General features: G+C 61.7%; 14 protein-coding genes and 1 pseudogene. 4 read left to right on the forward strand and 11 right to left on the reverse strand.

What is annotated here, in order from left to right:
• Positions 1-3: 3 nt before the first annotated feature.
• Both bglB and F3H58_RS12450 read right to left on the reverse strand, forming a co-directional pair.
• Entirely contained in the window at positions 4-1,098 is a 1,095-nt protein-coding gene (gene bglB, locus F3H58_RS12445; RefSeq protein ID WP_065655324.1) for a beta-galactosidase BglB, read from the reverse strand.
• Between the two features lie 13 nt (positions 1,099-1,111).
• Positions 1,112-3,634 carry a hypothetical protein gene (locus F3H58_RS12450; protein ID WP_149742402.1) on the reverse strand — a complete coding sequence of 841 codons (2,523 nt, stop codon included), beginning with the start codon at positions 3,632-3,634 and terminating at the stop codon, positions 1,112-1,114.
• A gap of 194 nt (positions 3,635-3,828) precedes the next feature.
• On the opposite strand from F3H58_RS12450, the gene F3H58_RS12455 reads away from it, so the two are divergent.
• Together F3H58_RS12455 and F3H58_RS12460 are read left to right on the forward strand one after the other, a co-directional pair.
• Positions 3,829-5,109: an ABC transporter substrate-binding protein gene (locus F3H58_RS12455; RefSeq protein ID WP_031233411.1), complete on the forward strand. Its 1,281-nt coding sequence runs from the start codon at positions 3,829-3,831 to the stop codon at positions 5,107-5,109.
• A 253-nt stretch (positions 5,110-5,362) separates the two neighbouring features.
• Entirely contained in the window at positions 5,363-7,345 is a 1,983-nt protein-coding gene (locus F3H58_RS12460; protein ID WP_149742403.1) for a phosphatase PAP2 family protein, read from the forward strand.
• A gap of 56 nt (positions 7,346-7,401) precedes the next feature.
• Here the strand turns inward: F3H58_RS12460 and F3H58_RS12465 are convergent, their stop codons facing one another.
• The 5 genes and pseudogenes from F3H58_RS12465 to F3H58_RS12485 all read right to left on the reverse strand — a co-directional run bounded on the left by F3H58_RS12465 (position 7,402) and on the right by F3H58_RS12485 (position 14,070).
• Complete coding sequence (locus tag F3H58_RS12465; RefSeq protein ID WP_149742404.1) at positions 7,402-8,625, reverse strand: MFS transporter; 1,224 nt, start codon at positions 8,623-8,625, stop codon at positions 7,402-7,404.
• Positions 8,625-11,055, reverse strand: a pseudogene (locus F3H58_RS27725) (TonB-dependent siderophore receptor). Before F3H58_RS27725 ends, F3H58_RS12465 begins: the two are co-directional and overlap by 1 nt.
• A 109-nt stretch (positions 11,056-11,164) precedes the next feature.
• Entirely contained in the window at positions 11,165-12,133 is a 969-nt protein-coding gene (locus F3H58_RS12475; RefSeq protein WP_149742405.1) for a FecR family protein, read from the reverse strand.
• Positions 12,134-12,217: 84 nt separating this feature from the next.
• Positions 12,218-12,724: a sigma-70 family RNA polymerase sigma factor gene (locus tag F3H58_RS12480; RefSeq protein WP_020808834.1), complete on the reverse strand. Its 507-nt coding sequence runs from the start codon at positions 12,722-12,724 to the stop codon at positions 12,218-12,220.
• A 197-nt stretch (positions 12,725-12,921) separates the two neighbouring features.
• Complete coding sequence (locus tag F3H58_RS12485) at positions 12,922-14,070, reverse strand: ROK family transcriptional regulator (RefSeq protein ID WP_149742406.1); 1,149 nt, start codon at positions 14,068-14,070, stop codon at positions 12,922-12,924.
• Between the two features lie 212 nt (positions 14,071-14,282).
• On the opposite strand from F3H58_RS12485, the gene F3H58_RS12490 reads away from it, so the two are divergent.
• Positions 14,283-15,179 (forward strand): glycerophosphodiester phosphodiesterase family protein, encoded by an 897-nt coding sequence (locus F3H58_RS12490; RefSeq protein ID WP_149742407.1) that lies wholly within the window; start codon positions 14,283-14,285, stop codon positions 15,177-15,179.
• 133 nt (positions 15,180-15,312) lie between these two features.
• Here F3H58_RS12490 and F3H58_RS12495 read toward each other — a convergent pair whose 3' ends face one another.
• A complete protein-coding gene (locus F3H58_RS12495; protein ID WP_149742408.1) occupies positions 15,313-16,062 on the reverse strand; it encodes an SDR family oxidoreductase in 750 nt (249 codons plus the stop codon).
• 95 nt (positions 16,063-16,157) lie between these two features.
• Here F3H58_RS12495 and F3H58_RS12500 point away from each other — a divergent pair, with 95 nt between their 5' ends.
• The gene (locus F3H58_RS12500) at positions 16,158-17,066 is read left to right on the forward strand and encodes an AraC family transcriptional regulator (RefSeq protein WP_149742409.1); all 909 of its coding nucleotides are present in this window, start codon (positions 16,158-16,160) and stop codon (positions 17,064-17,066) included.
• 60 nt (positions 17,067-17,126) lie between these two features.
• On the opposite strand, the gene F3H58_RS12505 is transcribed toward F3H58_RS12500, so the two are convergent.
• From F3H58_RS12505 to F3H58_RS12515, 3 genes are all read right to left on the reverse strand, one after another.
• Complete coding sequence (locus F3H58_RS12505) at positions 17,127-17,696, reverse strand: flavin reductase family protein (RefSeq protein ID WP_188128900.1); 570 nt, start codon at positions 17,694-17,696, stop codon at positions 17,127-17,129.
• 11 nt (positions 17,697-17,707) lie between these two features.
• Positions 17,708-18,043, reverse strand: coding sequence for a ferredoxin FdxA (gene fdxA, locus F3H58_RS12510; protein WP_065655313.1), 336 nt, complete (start codon positions 18,041-18,043; stop codon positions 17,708-17,710).
• Between the two features lie 104 nt (positions 18,044-18,147).
• Positions 18,148-18,747 (reverse strand): superoxide dismutase, encoded by a 600-nt coding sequence (locus F3H58_RS12515; protein WP_065655312.1) that lies wholly within the window; start codon positions 18,745-18,747, stop codon positions 18,148-18,150.
• Between the last annotated feature and the right edge of the window lie 5 nt (positions 18,748-18,752).

Raw genomic sequence — 18,752 nt, forward strand, 5'->3', positions numbered from 1 at the left:
TGCTCACGATGCCTTTGGCCTTTTCAGAAAAACGTCGATCAAAAGCAGCATCGTCAGCGCCTGCCCGTAGGGCGTGGGCAGATTGGGAATGCGGCGGTAGAAGTCGAGATCGTGGCCCATCGGCGTGCCGTCGGAAACGCCGTGGACGACGCCTTCGTCGTCGATATTGCCAAGCACCGCCTTCAGCGCGCGCTCCGCATGCGGGCGATTTTCTTCGCCGAGAATGCCGGCCTCGATGCCGCGCAGAATGCCATAGGCGATGCCGGCCGTTGCCGATGTTTCCACCGGCGAGGTCGGGTCATCGAGCAGCGTGTGGAACATGCCGTCCTCGCGCTGATATTGGCGCAGCGACCGCACCTGGCTTGCGAGTACATTGGCGAGGAAACGCCTGTCCTTTTCGCCAAGCGTCGGCACCAGTTCGAAGAGTTCGGGAATGGCGACGGTGATCCAGGAATTGCCGCGCGCCCAGAAGGCGTCAGCGAAATTATGGCGTCCGTTGAAGGTCCAGCCGTGATACCAGAGCCCGGTGACGGGGTCCGAGAGATAACGGGTATGGATCATGAACTGGTAGACCGCCTCGTCGATCCAGTCCTGACGTTTGCAGACAACGCCGGCGCGGGCGAGGAACAGACATGCCATGAACAGCGTGTCGTCCCAGAGTTCGCCCTCATTCAGCCGCTCCTTGACGACATGCTGGAAGCCGCCATCTTCGGTTTTCGGCAATTGATGCACCAGCCAGTCGGCCCAGTCTTCCACCAGCGCCCGGAAATCCGGCCGGTCGACATGTTCGGTGAGGATGACAAGTGGCAGCATCGGGGCGGAACTGTTGATCTGGCGGGGCGGCAGGCCACGGTCGATCTGCCAGCCATACCACGTCACGAGGTCATCCAATGCCTTCTGGTCGTTGGCGGCGAGCGCCCGGCGCAGGAAGCCGTAAAGGCCCACACCCACTTCCCAGTCCCACTCATCGAACTGGATCTTGCCATCGGAACTGCCGCTGACCAGACCTTCCTGAATGCCCTTGAGGCGGCTGAAGGCGGCGGCGACATTGTCGATCGTCGTCCTGAGAGTGTCTTTTTCCATGCTTGGCTGGTTCATCTGTCAATTCCGCTTAGGAGTAGAAGGGTTTTGCAGCGCTGCCCGAAGCTGGGTCGACGCTGTCGAAGGTGATTTTTGGTTGCGGGTGGTCATGGTCGAAGGCCATGGCCTGTCCGCCGATGGTGAAGGCGCCGTCCCAGTTGAGAGTAAGTTCTGGCCCGCCGGGTGGCGTGACCGAGAGCAGGCGGCTTTCGGCATCGAAGCTGATCTGCGTGGCGAGGATTTTTTCCCGAAAATGGGCAAACTCCGCGACATCCCCGCAGCCGATGATGCCGACCCAGCCGGCGCGGCGGCCGGGCGATCTGATCTCGCGACTGGCGGTAGCGCCGGCAGCGATTGGCTGAAGCCCGTTGGTCGCATAAAGCGCGGCAAAGCCACGGCCCGAGCGGGTGATGAGCCAGTTGCCCTCCACCAGCACCTCGTCCAGCCCGTCGCGGCCGAGATAGGCATGGGTCCAGTCGTTGCGGTGATCGTGCGTATCGAAGATCAACATCGTCAGATCGCGATGTTGCGCCACGCGCGGCAGGATGCCGCTTCCTGCCCAATAGGAGGGGCGCTGGGTGCCCCACGGATCGTCTTCGCCCGGATGATTGACCCAGAGCCGCGCCATCGGGTGGCCGGCAAGCTTGATGTCCATGACGTGCTGCTGATGGCCCTTGCGGCCGGTCTTGTGATCGACAACGGTGGAAAGCTGGGCGGCCTCGTTCTTGAAGAGCACGAGCTTGCCGGGCTCCAGACCCTGCGCATACCGCGCCTCGACCATGCGGCCGGCCTCCAGCTGTGAAAGGGCGGCGAGATGCGCCGGTGGCAGGTAATCGCCGCAGCAGAACATCGGCAGAGAGGCAACGCCATTGTTCAGCCAGCCCTGACCGAAGGCGACCTGCGCAAAGGGCGCCAGTTCCGTCAGCGGCCCGGCCCGTAGCTCCTTGTCATAAGCCCGCCCTTGCGAACCGGAGGGAACGCCGCCGAGCGTGTGCAACGCGATCATTTCGAAGATGAGATCGATCTGGTGACGCGCGCGGGCGGCAAGCTCCGGTCCCGCCCAATGTTCGATGGCGAGGAGGCCGATGAAATCCACCGGATAATAGGCAGCGGAGTTCCATTCGGCGAGGCCATGCGCCTCGACGCTGTCGCACCAGCGCTCCAGCCGGTCAGCCGCCAGCGCCGCCTGTTCTCTGCCGGTGCGGCCGGAGGCGGTGAAGACGGCATCCGGCAGATATTCGCCGGCTAATAACTGGCTGGTGTGGAAGCAGAGAACATGGTTCTCGCTCCAGAACCACATGACGTCATTGCCAGGCTCGTCCACCCAGTAACGATAGCCGAGGATCGAGGCGTCGATCCGCGCCCGCATCTCGGCCGGCAGGCGGTCCCCATAGGCGCGCACCAGCCACAGAAGCGGGATCATGACGAAATCGGAGCAGTCTTCCCGCCGATCGATGGAATGCAGCGTCGCATCGACGATGCCGCCGATCGTCTCGATGTCATCGCTGCCGGTCGCGACCATCGCCAGCGCGCGGCCGATGCGCCAGGCACCGAAACGGGCGCTGAAGGAGAGGGCGGCTTTTTTTCGCTCGTTGATATCGGCATCGGATGCTTCCGGCGCGATATCGTGCATGAAGGCCGCGTCGATGACGCGGGTTACCGTTCCCGCTCCCGAACCCATGGTGATTTTGACACCGTGATATCCGTCCGAAATCCCTGTCGTTTCAGGGATCGTCAGCGAGGATTGCCCGGCCTTCAGCACGGTGTCGACTTCCGCAAGCGAAGCGCGCTCATGCCCATGGCTTTTGACGGCGATGTGCACGGGCAGGTCGTTTGCGGGTGCCGCCCCGAAGACCAGTTCGAGGGCTGTGCCGGAAAACACGTCCCGCGCCGGGCGAACATCGCGCACCAGTGCGGCGAGACGCTTCGTCTCTTCCCGGTCGAGCGGCACGGGCAGCACGACGGTCAGCGGTGTGGCGTCGACGACCTCAAGCTCGAAGAACCAGATGATGTCGCGTTCCGCCAGATCCTCGCAGAGCAGCAGCACCTCGTTATCGCCGGCTGCGAGATCGAGCGTGATGTCACGGCTGCTTTCGACATTGCGGATGAAAGGTTCGAAACGGACCTGTTCGACGCTGCCCACCCAGATGCGGACGCCGCCGCAGGTGCGCAGCCGAAAATGCGCCTGTCTTGCCGCATCGCTACGGAAGGTGCCCTTCAGCCAGCGCTGCACATGGGTAGGAACATGCCAGAAACCGGTGAATTCTACACGGCGGTTGGAGCCCGGCAGGTTGAGGTGCGATACCGGCCAGCTGGTATCGGGTGCGATATCGCGGCCGATCATGGTCTGCTGGAAGGCCTTGCGGCAGGGCAGGTCGCCCACATCCACGAAACCGTTGATGAAGCGATAGTTCACGCGGTCTTCGGCGGGGGCTGCGGTGCCGGGAAACGACGTCTCGACCAGATCGGAGACGATCCAGGCGGTCACCGTTTCGCCGTTTGCGACGGTATATGTTGGCTGCGACGCGTTCGCCGCAAATGGTCCATCCGTCATAATGGATCGCCTCCCGTCGATCTTTATGAAATTATTTTCACAATCCGATTTTTGCTTTTCTGCGTCGATTTGTGCGATTTATGTAAAACAAACAGCTTGACGTTTATTCTGTCAAGCCGCAAAACATTATAAATCGAATTAAGCAGAGGAGCTTCCGTTCGATTTATGAAAATATTTTCATTGGGAGGATGAGCATGATGAAATTGTTTTCGGGCGTCAGCGCCCTCGTAGTGGCCTCTGTCGCAGGTCTTGCGACGGCCCAGGCCGAGACCCGCACGATTACTTTCCTTTTTACGGATGACGACCAGGGTTATGTGCAACGCATGTCGGAACTCAGCAAGGAGTTCGAGACGGCCAATCCGGGTGTGAAGATCAATTTCGTGTCTTCGGGTTATGACGCGGTTTCCAAGCAGCTGCCGGTGCAGCTTGCGGTCGGCGAAGGTCCTGATATCGCCAAGATCACCGACTGGCAGCTTGCGCCCTATTATCTCGACATGCGCCCCTATATGAAGGATGCGGAAGCCTTCGCGAAGCTGCACGGTTCCAGCCTCAACCAGCTTCGCCTGCCGAATGTCAACGATCCGCAGTCGATCAACGGTTACATGGCGTCGCAGACGCTGAACCTGCCCTTCGTCAACAAGACGCTGTTCGAGCAGGCGGGCGAACCCTTGCCCGGCCCAACCGCGAAATTCAGCGAGATCGTCGAGGCTTCCGCCCGTGTCGCCAAGGCGACCGGCGTGCAGATTCCCTTCACCATGGACCGTTCCGGCCACCGCTTCTCCGGCGGCGCCTTTGCTTATGGCGCGACCTATGTGAAGGACGGCAAGTTCAGCTTCCCGGACGATGCGGCGAAGAAATATATCGCCGATATCTATTCATGGACGCAGAACGGCAGCTTCCCCAAGGAAATGTGGGGTGCGGCCGGCGGTTCGCAGTACAAGAACATGGGTGACGAATTCGTCAACGGCAATGTCGTGACCTATCTGGCCGGCAACTGGATGGTCAATCCGTTCCAGAACAAGATCGGCGACAGTTTCGAATGGACGGCGATCAATGCGCCCTGCGGCGAGGCCGGATGCTACGCCATGCCCGGCGGCACCGCCATTGTCGGCTTCAAGCGCACCAAATATCCCGAAGATGTGGCTCACTTCATCGAGTTCCTCGGCTCCGAAAAGGTGCAGCGGGAAATCGCCGAGAACTACGTCATCCTGACCGGCGCGGAGATCGTCGATCCGCAATACAAGCTGAAGAGCGAAGACGCCAAGGCGGCGATGAAGGTCTTCCTCGACAACAAGAAGAACGTGCCGCAGGCCGCCCGTGAGTTCGAACGCGCCAAGGGCGGCAGCGCCATGTATCAGCAGATCGTGCAGCGCATGAGCCAGCTCATCGTCGGCGAGTTGACGCTCGATCAGACCTACAAGGTTCTGGAGGATGACGTCGCCAAGATCAACGAGGCCGTCGCGGTCAAGAAATAACGGCCCGACCGTCCGCCTCCGGCGGAATGATGAAGCTCTCGAACGATATGCCCGGAGTGGTGCTCCGGGCATATCGCGCCGTTTCTTTCCGAAGGCGGCGCATTTTCGCTGGAGGAATTGCCGCAGGGAGCCGTTCCCGGCCGCCCATCGAAAAACTGAAATAGGCTCCGTTTAAACCTGACGATGAGGCGCGCGGAACGCCGCGCCGCCTGTTTTCGTCACGCGTCACTCGCTGAAAATCATAGGATTCGTCATGGCCAGACTGAAGATGTCGTCTTTCTTTTCCGCACGCTCGAGCCTGCTCGCCTCCGTCGCATTGCTGGTTCTGGTTCCGGGCGCGCAGGCGTTCGATCGCACCGGCCCGGCAGGTGAGGGTTATGCGATTACGGTGCCGGAACCAGCGGCGACATATCCGCTGCCGCTTGCCGACAATTATCGCAACCAGACCGGCAAGAATGAGAAGGGCGAGGCGGTTCGCGCCTATGATGACCGGGACAACCCGATCATTGAAATCCTCTCCGGTTTCAACCGCATCTGGACGCTTGGCGATGAAAAATGGGCGGATGGCGGCGCCAATGGCGATGGTCCGGCGGATTTCAGCCATGTAAAGATCGTCGATCCCGCCGTCTGGCAGGAAAACATGCGTTACGTGCTGTCCGTGACCGGTGAAAACCGCACGCGCGCTGCCGCTTTCGAAGCCTATATGAATGATCGCCGTTCGCAGGGTTACAGCGTCATCGACGGCATGGGGCCGCTTGCCGACTGGTATCGCGAAGGGGCGGGCGCAACGACGACGATCAATCATACGCTGGCTGATTTCGACCCGAACGAGGTCATCACCCGCAAGGAAGACGACAAGGGCACCGAGGCGGGTGCAGCCGATAGCGAGTTGAAGGATTTCGTCGCCTTCATGAAGGTCATTCGCGGCCCGGAGGGCACGACGTCGCCGGCGAAATATTTCTATTCCTCACCGCGGCCCTGGCGCATGAACGACAAAGGCGAGGTGATCGAGACCGGTAAGGAAACGATTGGCGACCGCAGCTTCGAAAGTCATGACAGCGATCCGGGCGTCATCGTGCCGGCGCTGAAATATGCGCGGGAAAATCGCGGGCGCGGCAAGGATGGCGGTTTTCCGAGCGGGCACACCAATGCCGCCTATCTGGCCGCCATTGCCTATGCCTATGCGGTGCCGGAGCGCTTTTCCGAATTGCTGACGGCTGCCTCCGAACTCGGCGAGAGCCGCATCGTCGCCGGCATGCATTCGCCGCTCGACGTGATCGGCGGCCGCATCACCGCAACCGCCATGGCTGCCGCCATGTTGCAGGACCCGAAAAATGCCGAGGCGAAGAAGGCCGCGCATGCGGCCTTGCAGGCCTATTTCACTAAGCGCCTGCCGCAGGGCCAGTCCCTTATCGATTTTGCCCATGGCGCAAAGCCGGATGTCGACCGCTTTGCTGATGCCGCAAAGAACGGGACGGACTATCGCAGGCGCATGACCTATTCCTTCAGCCGCGACAGGGCCGCAGGCGATGCGCCGATGATGGTGCCGAAGGGGGCGGAGGTCCTGCTGGAGACACGTTTGCCCTATCTCGATGCCGCCCAGCGCCGCGCCGTGTTGTTTTCCACCGGCATCGAGGCCGGTTATCCGCTGCTGGATGACAGCAATGGCTGGGGCCGCATCAATCTGGTCGCTGCCGCCAGCGGTTACGGCGCGTTTGACGGCGATGTCGAGGTGACGATGGACGCTGCCGCCGGCGGGTTCAATGCGACGGACAGATGGACGAACGATATTGCCGGGGCAGGGCGTCTCGTCAAATCCGGCAGCGGAGCGCTGACGCTTGGCGGCCATAACAGCTATGGCGGCGGCACCATTCTCAGGGAGGGAACGCTGGTGGCATCGTCCGCCGATGCGCTTGGAACCGGCGGCGTGCTGGTCAGCGGCGGTACGCTTTCGCTCGGCGGAGAGACGGATCTTGTCATCGGCGGCGACTATGCGCAGTCGGGCGGCACGCTGGCGGTCGATCCGCAGAAGGCTGCGCTTCGGATCAAGGGCAATGCGGTGCTGGACGGCGCTACGCTGAAGCTCGTTTTCGATGGCGACGCGCCAGCCACCGGCACGCGGTTCGACGTGATCACCGCCAACGGCCTGACCGGAACCTTTACCTCGATAGATGCGGGCAATGTGACGCTGCGGCCGGTCTATACCGGCTCGGCACTGTCGGTGGTGGTGGAATAGGCCGATGCACGAGGCCTGCCGGGCGCGGTTGAAGCAGCCGCGCCCGGAGGTTCGGTTCAAGAGTCCTGCCGCCGCATCAGCAGGAAGATGACCGGTGCGGCGAGCACCGAAACGATGGCGGCGATGATAAAGGAGGCCTGATAGCCGAATTTTTCGGCAATCGCGCCGGCGCCCAGCCCGCCGATCATGCCGACAACGCCGTCCATGCACTGGAACAGGGTGAAATCGACGCCTGCCTGCCGGGGGTCGGACCAGCCCATGAAGCAGGCGTAAAGCGCGACGAAGCCAATGGACATGATGCCCGACGAGCTTGCCACCGCAACCGCCATGACGACCCATTGCGAAATATCGCCGTGAACGCTGAAATAGGCGAAAAGGCACAACAGCGCCGTCTGCACGAAGATGGCGATGAGCAGGGTTCGTGATGCCCCGTAGAGGCGCACCAGCGTGCCGCCGAGCAGCGCGCCGGCGAAACCGACGATCATGCTGCCGACGCCATTCAGCGCGCCGATGGTGGCGAGATCGAAGCCGTAATCGACCAGAAACGGGCCGAGCATGGCGAGACCCCATTTCTGCGCGGCGACATAAACGGCCGCGACCAGAAGCCCGGTGCGGACTTCCCGTCGCCTGAGCGCGTTTTTGATCGATGGCAGGTGGTCCCGTGTTTGCGTGACCGTTCTTGCCGCCGGGCCGAGCAGGAAGGGGAGCGCGAGCAGGATGACGAGCCCGGCCATGACCAGCGTGGCGCTCGTCCAGCCGGCGCGCTCCACCAGCACCAGAAACAGGCCGGCGCCGATGGCGGAGCCGAGATAGGAGCCGCCCACCTGTGCGGCATTGCCCCAGCCATGATGCTCTTCCGCCAGCGTTTCGACCGCATAGCCGTCGCAGGCGATGTCGACTGTCGCCGTCACCAGCGCGATCACCGACAGGATGGCGATTGCGACGGAAACCGGCGACGGGCCGGTGAAAGCAAGAACAGCGAGGCCGCAGGCGCAGGCGGCGATGCCCGTGCCGACGATCACCCGCGACCGGTTCCTGCCGACGGGCGGCAGCCGGTAACGCTCCACATGCGGCGACCAGAGGAATTTCAGCGCCCAGGGCAGAACGACGAGATAAAGCAGGCCGATCTGGTCCAGCGGCAGTCCGGCGGTTCTGAGCACCGCCGGCAGGCCGAGAAAGGTCAGCCCGCCAATCACGCTCTGGCCGACATAAAGCCCGCCGACCGCCACGAAGACGGCGGCCGGCGACGGCTTGGTTGTGGCAGGGTTCTGCTGCAGCATCAGAAGCGATACCGGATGCTGCCGACGACCTTGCGGCCTTCGTCATAATAGCAGAAGCCCGTGGTGCAGACCTGTTTCACCTCGTCGAGAAGGTTGGTGGCATTGATCTGCAGTTTCACGCCTTCCAGCGAGGGCAGGGCCTTGCCGAGATCGTAGCGCAGCGAGGCATCGACGAAGGTGCGGGCCTCATTGTCGAGAATGGGCGTGTGCTGGTTGTCGCCGAAGCTCGATCCGAAATAACGCAGGCCCGCGCCGATGCCGAGACCTTCAAGCGCGCCGCTCTGGAACTCGTAATCGGCCCACAGCGAGAAGGTGTGATAGGGCGAGGAATTGAGCTGCTTGCCCACCGTTTCCGACGTCAGTTTGGTGATTTCAACGTCGTTATAGGAATAGGAGCCGATGAGGCTCCAGCCATTGTCGAGCGAGGCCGTGGCTTCGAGTTCCACGCCGCGCGAGCGCAGGTCGAGCTGGCGCAGCAGGTTGATGCCGGATGAGGTCTCGTAGACCGTCGCATTGTCCTGATCGAGATTGAAGAAGGCGGCGCTCAGCAGGGCGTTATATTGCGGCAGGGCATATTTCACGCCGAGTTCATATTGCTTGCCGACCGTCGGCTGCGCCTGGCCCGTAACCGTTCCCGTGGTGATGATGACGCCCGGATTGGCGACGAAGGAGGTGCCGTAGCTGACATAGGGCATCACGCCGCTGTCAAAGACATAACCGAGGCTGGCGCGGCCGGTCGTCTTGGTTTCATCGCCGTCATAGGTGGGGGCCGTTGCGTCTCCGACGGTCTGGGCCTGATATTCGGTGTCCAGCCAGTCGTGGCGGATGCCGGCCGTCAGGCGCCAGCGGTCGATTTCGACCTGATCCTGCGCATAGATGCCGAGCGTGTTCATCCGCTGGGTCAATATCAGCGATACATCAGGCGTATAGGTATAGGTGTCGGTGAACAGGCCCGGCCCGCTGCCCTGTTTCGAGGTGTAGGACATGTGGCTGAAGTCGATACCCGTCAGCAGCGTATGTTTCGCCGGGCCGGTGTCGAATTCGGTCTTCAGGTAATTGTCTGCTGAGACGCCTGCATTGTCCTCGATGGTGATGCCGGGATAATTGGCGAAGACCCATTGCTGGTCCGCCGAAAGGGCCGAATAACGCGCCTTGCTGTAGAAGGTGACGTTGTCGTTGATTTCATGCTCGAACTCATAGCCGGATACGCCATTGTTTCTGCTCGAAATCATTAAAACGGGAATCGCCGCCATAAACCGGCGTCGCGCCGATCGACTTGCCGTCGCTGCCGTAATTGTTGATGTATCCCCAGGTGCCGCCGGTGGTGCTGTCCATATATTCGCCGAGCAGCGTCAGCCTGGTGCCGGCATCCGGCTGGAAGGTGAAGGCGGGCGCGATGAACAGCCGGTCGTCCTTGATGGCGCTGATTTCGTTGCGGCCGTCGCGGGCCACCCCGGTCAGGCGGTAAAGCATGGTCTTCTCGTCATCGACGGCGCCGGAAAGATCGAAAGCGCCCTGCACGCGGCCGAAGGAGCCATATTGCAGCTCCACGTCGCGCAGCGTCTCTTCGGTCGGGCGTTTCGAGATGATATCGACAATGCCGCCGGAGCTGCTGGCACCATAGATGGAGGCGGCCGGGCCGCGCAGGATGGAAACCGCTTCCACGCCATAGGGCTCAAGCCGGGCGCTGCCGTTCTGGCTGCTGACCTGCCGCAGGCCGTCGCGGAAGATGCCGGTGGTGCTGAGATCGGTGCCGCGCACCTTGAAGGCGTCGAAACGCGGCTCCGCGCCATATTGGCCGATGCGCGCGCCGGGCGTGTAGTTCAGCGCTTCCGAGAGGTTCTGCGGCTTCAGGTCATCGAGCTGCTTGCGGCTGACGGTGGTGATCGACTGGGCGGTTTCGGCAACCGGCGTATCGGTCTTGGTGGCGGTGCGGCCGGATTTGCCGACATAGCCATTGCTCTCGATGATGCCCCTGGCGCCTTCAAGGCCGGTGCCCTGCACGGTGATCGGCGCAAGCAGGGTGCTGCCGGCGGCAGCCGAACCGCCGCTTTCGCCGGTCTGGCTGGCGGGATCGAAAATGCGGACGGTATTGCCGCCGGCCAATGCGTAGTTCAGTCCCGATCCGGCCAGAAGCCCGCTGACGGCCGCCGATACGCTGAGCGTGCCCTTGACGCCGGCCGTGCTGCGACCCCTGGTGATCGCAGAGGGGTAGACCATGCGCAGATTGGCCTGGCGGCCGAAGCTGAGAATGGCGTTTTCCAGCGGCCCTGCGGGAATGGAGACGGTGACAGTGGCGGGTGCGCCGCTTGCGGCGGGCGGTGTCTGCGCGCTGGCGGTCGTGGCGCCCGGACCTGCGGCGACGATACCCCCGATGATCGCCGTCGTCGTCAGCCAGAACCAGCCGCGTGCCTGCTTGCCCAAATTCATGTCATTCCCTCTCACTCGTGATCTCATGCCGCCCGCTGAAACGGGTCCTGATTGCCTAGAGTGAAAAGGCGGGCCGACTCCTGACGTCGGATTTGCGAAAAAAGTTATTTTATCGCGAGCGGACGAAAACCAGCATTCCGGAAAGCCGCGATACGGAAACGGGAAGGCTTTCTTCGAGAATGGTGAGCGCCTGATCCGTGTCCTTCAGGTCGAAGATGCCGGAGACGTGCTGCCTCGCCGCCGCCTCATCGAGGATGACGATGCGACCCCGGCGATATTGCGAGAGAATATCGAGAACCTCGCGCAGCTGCTGGCCGGAAAAGACGAGCTTGCCTTCGCGCCAGGCCATGCTGTTGGCGACATCCTTGCGGGCGCGCACCAGCCGGCCGTCACCGCCAAGGGTCACGGTCTCTCCGGGTGTCAGCACGGCGATCTCGGCGCCTGTGGTCACTTCCACCCGGCCTTCCTCCACCTGCACTTCCTGCGGCAGCGCGCCATTGCCGGTGCGCACCGAATAATGGGTGCCGAGCGCCTTTGCCGTCAGCGCTCCATCCTCGACAATGAAGGGCCGCTCCGGGTTTTTGGCGACATCGAAATAGGCTTCGCCGCGAAGAAGGGTGATGCGCCGTTCCTTTTGCGAATAATGAACCGCAATCGCCGTGTCGGTGTTCAGGCTGATGCGGCTGCCGTCTTCCAGCGAAAGCATGCGTGTTTCGCCGATTTCGGTGTAATAATCCGCCTGCCAGCGGTTCTTCAATCCGCTTTTCTCCGCAAACAGCGCCGCAAGCCCGATGAGGCAGAGACCGGCAATACCCGCCAGCATTGCCCGGCGAGGTCCGCGCCGTTTTCGCTGCTCGACCGGTGCAAGCTCTATATCGCCAAGCTCGCCCCAGAGGCTCTGCATGTCCTCATAGGCGCCAGCATGGGCGGCATCGGCCCGCAGCCAGACATGAAACGCCTCGCGCTCCGCTTCCGTCGCGTCTGCCGATTGCATGCGCGCCACCCACAGCGCGGCCTCTTCGGCCAGAGCGTCATCGGTCAAGCCGTTATCCTTCTGACCGTCCGGGCGCTTGTTCATGTCCTGATCTGCCGTTTGTTGCGTGCTGAGATGTGGTCCTTTTCCCTTATAGAGTGAAAAAGGATGCGAACACCTGATGCCGGTCTACATTTTTATTTGCGCGCGAACCTGACGGCAGTGCAGCAGCGCCTTGATGATGTGTTTTTCCACCATGTTGCGGGAAATGCCGAGACGGGCGGCGATTTCGCCATTGGAATGTCCATGCAGGCGGCTGAGCACGAAGACCTGCTGGCAACGCTTGGGCAGGGCCTCGATGGCCCGCGCCATTAAAATAAGGTGCTGCCGCCCGGCGACGATCCGCTCCTGCCCCGGCTCTTCGCAGGCAACGGCAAAGCCCGCTTCGTAAGGTGCGAATAACGGCCGCTCGCGCGACTGGCGAATGGCGGTCAGGCGGGCGACGGACCGGGCGATCTGGAAGAGATAGGCCTGTGGATTGTCGATCAGCGTCGCATGAGAAACCTCCAGCGCCCGCAGCAGGGTTTCCTGCATGGCGTCGGCGGCGTCTTCCCGGTTCTGCAAGCGCCGGCGGAAAAACCGCATCAGGCGGCTTTCCTCCTCGGCATCGAGAACCTGTAACAGGGCTTTGCTCATCAATCGACCCGGTGACGTATTGGCTTGGCGCATGAAGCAGCCGGATATGCTGCGTCATGTCGCGATAAACATGATAGTTGTAATCATATTTATCGTCTTCGGATGCAAGCTGCCAACCAGTAAAAAACCGGGGGCGAAATCAGGCTCAGGTTTCCGTGATGATTGTTGCGGGATTACATCAGGCCGCCTGGGCTGAGTTACAGGAAATAACGCACCCTGAGCGGCAACAGCGCTGCGCCGAGAGCCGAGGGATCGCCCTTAGTCTCGCCGAGAACCAGCTTCGCCTCCTTTGGCCCGACACCATAACGATGTTCGCGCCGGGAGGGCATGTGCGCGCGTTCGATCATCATCTGGCCCAGCGCACGCGGCAATTGCCCGCCAAAGACGATGGCCTGCGGATCGAGAACCGCGATCAGGCTCGCCACCAGCCTGTCCACCTGCGGCATCGTCTCGGCGAGCCACTCCTCGACGCCCGGCCATGCGGGGTCGAATTGCTGATAGAGCGCTTCGATGGAATGGATGTCGACGCCGTTTTTCTGGAGCGCGGCGATCAGATATTGCAGGGCCGGGCGTTTGGGCGATTCATCCGGGCTGTATATGCCGCTGAATTCGCCGGCATTGCCATGAAAGCCGTGAAACGGCTGGCCACCGAGGATCAACCCGCCGCCGAAACCGTAATTGAAGGACAGATAAGCGAAGGTCTGGCACCAGGAGCCGACACCGCGAAGGCTTTCACCGATCGCACCTGTGGTGGCATTGTTCTCCAGCCAGACCGGCAGCCGGAACCTCTCTTCGAGGATCGGCTTCAGGTCCATCAGCGACCAGTCGCGCAGGGGCTCCGGCGCATTGAAGGCGCGGTCCTCAGACACGAAGAAGCCGGACATTGAAAAGCCGAGGCCAAGCAGGCGCTCGCGCGGGATGCGATGTTCCGAGAGCAGCCTGTCGAGGGCCAGAGACAAGGCCGCAAGCGTCTCCTCCCTGTCCTCCGGAAGCATCTTCAGTTTTTCCTCGACAATCACGTCGCAGCGGAAATCGGCGATGCAGATCACCACGGAATCTGTGTTGATGGAAATGCCGAGCGAATAGGCTGCCTCCGGCACCAGTTCGATGGTGGGGCTCGGCTGGCCGCGGGTGCCCTTGAGCGGCGCCCCGGTTTGCAGAAGCCCGCGCTCCAGCAGGCCTTCGATCAGCCGGTGGACGGATTGCTGCGTCAGGTTGGTGTGACCGGTGATCGATGCGCGGGCGATGGGGCCGTGGCGGCGGATGATATCGAGAACGAGACGCTCGTTTTCGCTGGCAAGCGGCTGGCGGTCGAAGGTCTGGGGCTGGGTCTGATCCATGGTCATGGCTCTGGATAATGGCTGTGCGGGACGGCTGCAATGCGGACCACCGTGGCTGACATAACTTTTCATGGATCCTGTTATAAATATTACACTATGAGTGTATTAAATCCAGGCGGTCAACAACCGGTTCGCAGGAGCCGCCTCGGCCGCGGACAAGGGGAAAGTCTGACACCTGCAACCAGCGCCGGTAAACACAACGTCTGAAAGTGAAAATCATGCATCAAACCCTTGCCGCCTCTCGAAATACCTCCAGCCCCTGCAATGTCCTTGCGCTCTGCTCGCGCGACAATCCGGCCATTCTGACCATTGCCCATCGCGGTTTCTGGACCGCAACCGCCGAAAATTCGCTGGCTTCCGTCCGTGCCGCGGTTGCGGCGGGGGTAGAGATGATCGAGATCGACACGCAGGCGACGGCCGATGGCCGGCTGGTCGTCATTCACGACGGGACACTCGACCGCACGACGACGGGGAAGGGCGTCGTGAATGCGCTGCCCTTCGAGGTGGTCCGCGCTGCAAGACTGAAGGCCGGTGCGGGTGGCGATGCGGCCGAGGTGACCGATGAATGCGTGCCGACGCTGGAAGAATTGCTGGAAGAGGCGCGCGGCAGGATCGCCGTCAATATCGACACCAAATTCGCCCGCGATCTGCCGCTGGTCACGGAAACCGTGCTGCGGCTCGGTATTCAGGATCAGGTGCTGGTGAAGACCGATGTCGACCCGGAAGCCGCCCGTTTCGAGGTGCTGGATGCGCACTGGTTCGGCAAGATCCCGCATATGCCGATGTTCCCGGTGCGGAAGGGCAAGTTTGCGGAGGATTTGCGCCGTATCGAGGCGTTGCGTGCGCCGATGATCGAGGTGAAATTCACCGATATAGCCGATCTGGCCGAAGGTCGTGCGGAGATGGAGCGCCAGAACATCCGTCTCTGGATCAACACGCTCGACGTCGCCCATTGCCTCGATTTCAATGACACGTGCGCGCTGGCGGACCCTGAAGCCGTGTGGGGCGCTCTCGCTGAGGCCGGCGTCGGAGCGATCCAGACGGATGAGGTCGAAGCTTTTACCGGCTGGCTGAAGACGGCCCCCGGCGCGACGGGTAGAGCATGGGCAAGATGAGCAAGCGTCTCGAAGCGCCGTCGCCATCGTCCTGGTAAAGTCGATGGCAGATGTGTTGAAACATCTGCCATCTGCATATCAGCCGGCTGAAACGCCGCAACCGAGCAATGTCCGGTCAGGCCGCCATCGGTCGTCAGTTCGCCCGGGACAGCGCAATTGCATCAGGACCTGCGGGAAAACGAAGCTGGCCGGATAGGTCATGGACGGCGCTCCAGATCGCGTCGGCGACATCGCCTTCGCTGGTCGTCATGGCCGGTTTGGCGAAGCCTTCAAGGATTGGTCCTGCAAAGTCCATGTAGTCTTCCGGCAGCAGTTGCTCCAGCGGCAGGATGGCGTTTGTCGTGAAGCGGGTGGTCGGGGCATAACCCGGTTCCACCAGCTTCACCCGGATGTTGAAATGACCGAGTTCATGCGCGAGCGAACCGGAGAAACCCTGGATTGCCTGCTTGCTGGCGGTGTAGGCGGCGGCGAGCGGGAAGGAGGCGAGCGTCGCGCTGGATGTGACATTGATGATCGTGCCGGATCGGCGCTTTCGCATCTGCGGGATTATCGCCTGCGTCATCGCCATCACACCGAAGCTGTTGGTGTCGAAGATCGTGCGGATTGCCGACACGGGTGTCGCTTCAAAAGCGCCGACCATGCCGATGCCGGCATTGTTGACCAGCACATCGACCGGACCTGCCGCATCGATCAGCGCCGCGATGCTTTGTTCGTCCGTCACATCCAGCGGCAGGACGCGCAACCGGTCGGTGTCGCCAACGACGCGGTCGGGATCCGGATGCCGCATGGTGGCAACGACATTCCAGCCGCGCGAAAGAAAGAGCTCTGCAGTTGCCTTGCCATAGCCCGATGAGGTGCCGGTGATGAGGATCGTTCTGGTCATCATAATCTCCATTGTTCGATAGGACCGGAGATAGACGACCTGTTCTGGATGATATATGCTACGAACTCCGCAATTTATTATTGATCGTCCAGACAATGGATCCTCTTAGCGATATCATCGATCTTCTGCGGCCGAGCGCCGCCGTTTCGAAGCCGATTTCCGGACGTGGCCGGTGGGGCGTGCGTTACCGCGCCTATGACGCCCCGGGTTTTGCCGTGGTGCTGGCCGGTGCGGCGTGGCTTATGATCGATGGCCGGGAACCGCTGCGGCTGGCGCACGGCGATTTCCTGCTTTTGCCCTCCACGCCCGCCTTTTCGCTTTGCAGCGATACCGACGTCGACTGCATTCCGGTCGAGCCGCAAGATCAGGCGGTGCGGCATGGGGAACAGCAAGGGGAACCCGATTTCGTTGCGCTGGGAGGAAGTTTCACGTTCGAGCGGGTCAATGCGGCGCTGCTGCTTTCGTTGATGCCCGAGCTGATCCATGTGCCGGCGGGTGAGGGCGGAGCATCCCGACTGGCGCGTCTGATCGAGTTGCTGGCGGAAGAATGCACGCGCGAGGATGCGGGCAAAGAACTGATCATCCGGCGCATGCTGGAAGTTTTGCTGGTTGAAGTGCTGCGTCGGCCGAACGCGGGCAACGAGGCTATTCCGGTGGGACTGGTGAAGGGAATGCGTTTGCCGGGGCTTGCCCGCGCATTGTCCGCCATGCACGCCAATATCCGCGCGAACTGGACCGTCGGCGAACTGGCCGGCATCGCCGGCATGTCGCGCTCGGCCTTCGCGGCGCGTTTTCATGAAATGCTCGGCTGCGCGCCGATTGAATATCTGGCCCGCTGGCGGATGGCGCTTGCCAGGGACGCGCTGATGCGCGGGGTGAAGTCGCTCGACGATATTGCGGAGGAGATCGGTTATGAATCCGCCAGCGCATTCAGCACCGCTTTCCGCAGGAGAACGGGTGTCGCTCCGGGCAGCTTTGCCCGTGCGAACAGCGACAGGCACTGACTGCGCGGATTTTCTGCAGCCGTGCCGGTCATGGCGGCGGCGGGAGCCTTTTCGGACCATCTAGAGAGAGTGACGTTGATCCGTGCCGGTATAGGCGCGTTCGCTCCAGAGCAGGGCTCTGCGCAGCCGATCCGACATCGCTTCGGTTATGGCGCCCACGAACAGGATATGGTCTGCGGCGTCGATGGAACCGACAAGTTCGCAGTCCATGGACAGGAGCGCATCGGCAAGTCTGGGGCTTCCTGACGGCCAGGCATCCCAGTCTCCGATGCTGAACCGGTCCGGGTGATTTCCCTTGCCCGCAAAGACATCGGCAATCTCCTCCTGTCCTCTGGCCAGTGCCGCAACGGAGAAGCGTCGGCTCGCTGCGATGAGATCGACCATGCGGCTGCTGGCGTCGATGGAGATCATCAGAAGCGGCGGTTCTGCGCTGAGCGGCATGAAGGAGGTGATTGTGCGCCCAACCCGCTCTCCGGCGTGGCAGGCCGCAGCCACCGCCACGGTGAAGGTTAGGCCGGCCATTGAATCCTTGAATTCACGCGGGGAGATCATCGGAGAGGCGCAAGCTTTCAGCGGAACATGCGCGTGATTGACCACACCGCCATCGATCAGCCTGAGATTATGAGACATGGTGTGCCGGGCTAACCGCCCGCTCCCGGATTTTTCGAAAAAATGGACATCTTCGCTGCAGCGCCATTCATAATGTCGGCATTGTCAGGCGGTGACTTTTTCTCATGCACGCGCGGCCAGATGCCGGAATAATGGCGGTTGAGGTCGAGCCAGACATGCAGCCCCGCTTCGGTATCCGGCCGGATCGCCGCGGCGGGACATTCGCCCTCGCAAATCCCGCAGTCGATACATTGATCGGGGTGAATGACGAGCATGTTCTCGCCTTCATAAAAACATTCGACCGGACAGACTTCCACGCAGTCCATGTATTTGCAGGCGATGCAGTTTTCGGTGACGACATAGGGCATTGAGACGCTCGAAGGGAGTTGCAGCCGGACGGCGGCTGTCCGGCTGCGCCTGATCCGGCCGGCCGCCCAGGGCAGCGGGACCGGCCGGATCGGTGGGGCTCAAATCAAAGGCGGGCGGCGACCGCCTGCCAGTTCACCAGATTGTCGAGGAAGTTTTCGAGGTAAGCGGGGCGCTTGTTGCGGAAATCGATGTAATAGCTGTGTTCCCATACATCGCAGCCAAGAAGCGCCTTCTGCCCGAAGCACAGCGGATTGACCCCGTTTTCGGTGCGGGTGATCTTTAGCGAACCGTCGGTATCCACCACCAGCCACGCCCAGCCCGAACCGAACTGGGAGGCGCCGGAGAGGGCGAAATTCTGCTTGAACAGCGCGACCGAGCCGAAGGACTGCGTCAGCGCATCTTCCAGCACCTTGGGGATCGCATGATTTTCCGGCCCCATGATTTCCCAGAAGAGATTGTGGTTCCAGTGCTGGGAGGCATTGTTGAAGATGCCGGATTGCGCCACTGCACCCTTCTCATAGGTGCCCCGGACGATCTCTTCGAGGCTCCTGTTTTCCCATTCGGTGCCGACGATCGCCTTGTTGAGATTATCGACATAGGCCTTATGGTGAAGATCGTGATGGAACTTCAGCGTCTCCTCGGACATGCCCGAGGGGGCGAGCGCATCATGGGCATAGGGGAGGTCGGGAAGCTGGAAAGCCATGGAGT

The organism is Rhizobium sp. NFACC06-2 (assembly GCF_900101425.1).
Lineage (GTDB): Bacteria > Pseudomonadota > Alphaproteobacteria > Rhizobiales > Rhizobiaceae > Agrobacterium > Agrobacterium leguminum.

What these genes read in the sequence shown, in the direction of transcription:
- bglB (WP_065655324.1), bottom strand. Translation starts at nt 1,098, where the DNA reads ATGAACCAGCCAAGCATGGAAAAAGACACTCTCAGGACGACGATCGAC.
- F3H58_RS12450 (WP_149742402.1), bottom strand. Translation starts at nt 3,634, where the DNA reads ATGACGGATGGACCATTTGCGGCGAACGCGTCGCAGCCAACATATACC.
- F3H58_RS12455 (WP_031233411.1), top strand. Translation starts at nt 3,829, where the DNA reads ATGATGAAATTGTTTTCGGGCGTCAGCGCCCTCGTAGTGGCCTCTGTC.
- F3H58_RS12460 (WP_149742403.1), top strand. Translation starts at nt 5,363, where the DNA reads ATGGCCAGACTGAAGATGTCGTCTTTCTTTTCCGCACGCTCGAGCCTG.
- F3H58_RS12465 (WP_149742404.1), bottom strand. Translation starts at nt 8,625, where the DNA reads ATGCTGCAGCAGAACCCTGCCACAACCAAGCCGTCGCCGGCCGCCGTC.
- F3H58_RS12475 (WP_149742405.1), bottom strand. Translation starts at nt 12,133, where the DNA reads ATGAACAAGCGCCCGGACGGTCAGAAGGATAACGGCTTGACCGATGAC.
- F3H58_RS12480 (WP_020808834.1), bottom strand. Translation starts at nt 12,724, where the DNA reads ATGAGCAAAGCCCTGTTACAGGTTCTCGATGCCGAGGAGGAAAGCCGC.
- F3H58_RS12485 (WP_149742406.1), bottom strand. Translation starts at nt 14,070, where the DNA reads ATGACCATGGATCAGACCCAGCCCCAGACCTTCGACCGCCAGCCGCTT.
- F3H58_RS12490 (WP_149742407.1), top strand. Translation starts at nt 14,283, where the DNA reads ATGCATCAAACCCTTGCCGCCTCTCGAAATACCTCCAGCCCCTGCAAT.
- F3H58_RS12495 (WP_149742408.1), bottom strand. Translation starts at nt 16,062, where the DNA reads ATGACCAGAACGATCCTCATCACCGGCACCTCATCGGGCTATGGCAAG.
- F3H58_RS12500 (WP_149742409.1), top strand. Translation starts at nt 16,158, where the DNA reads ATGGATCCTCTTAGCGATATCATCGATCTTCTGCGGCCGAGCGCCGCC.
- F3H58_RS12505 (WP_188128900.1), bottom strand. Translation starts at nt 17,696, where the DNA reads ATGTCTCATAATCTCAGGCTGATCGATGGCGGTGTGGTCAATCACGCG.
- fdxA (WP_065655313.1), bottom strand. Translation starts at nt 18,043, where the DNA reads ATGCCCTATGTCGTCACCGAAAACTGCATCGCCTGCAAATACATGGAC.
- F3H58_RS12515 (WP_065655312.1), bottom strand. Translation starts at nt 18,747, where the DNA reads ATGGCTTTCCAGCTTCCCGACCTCCCCTATGCCCATGATGCGCTCGCC.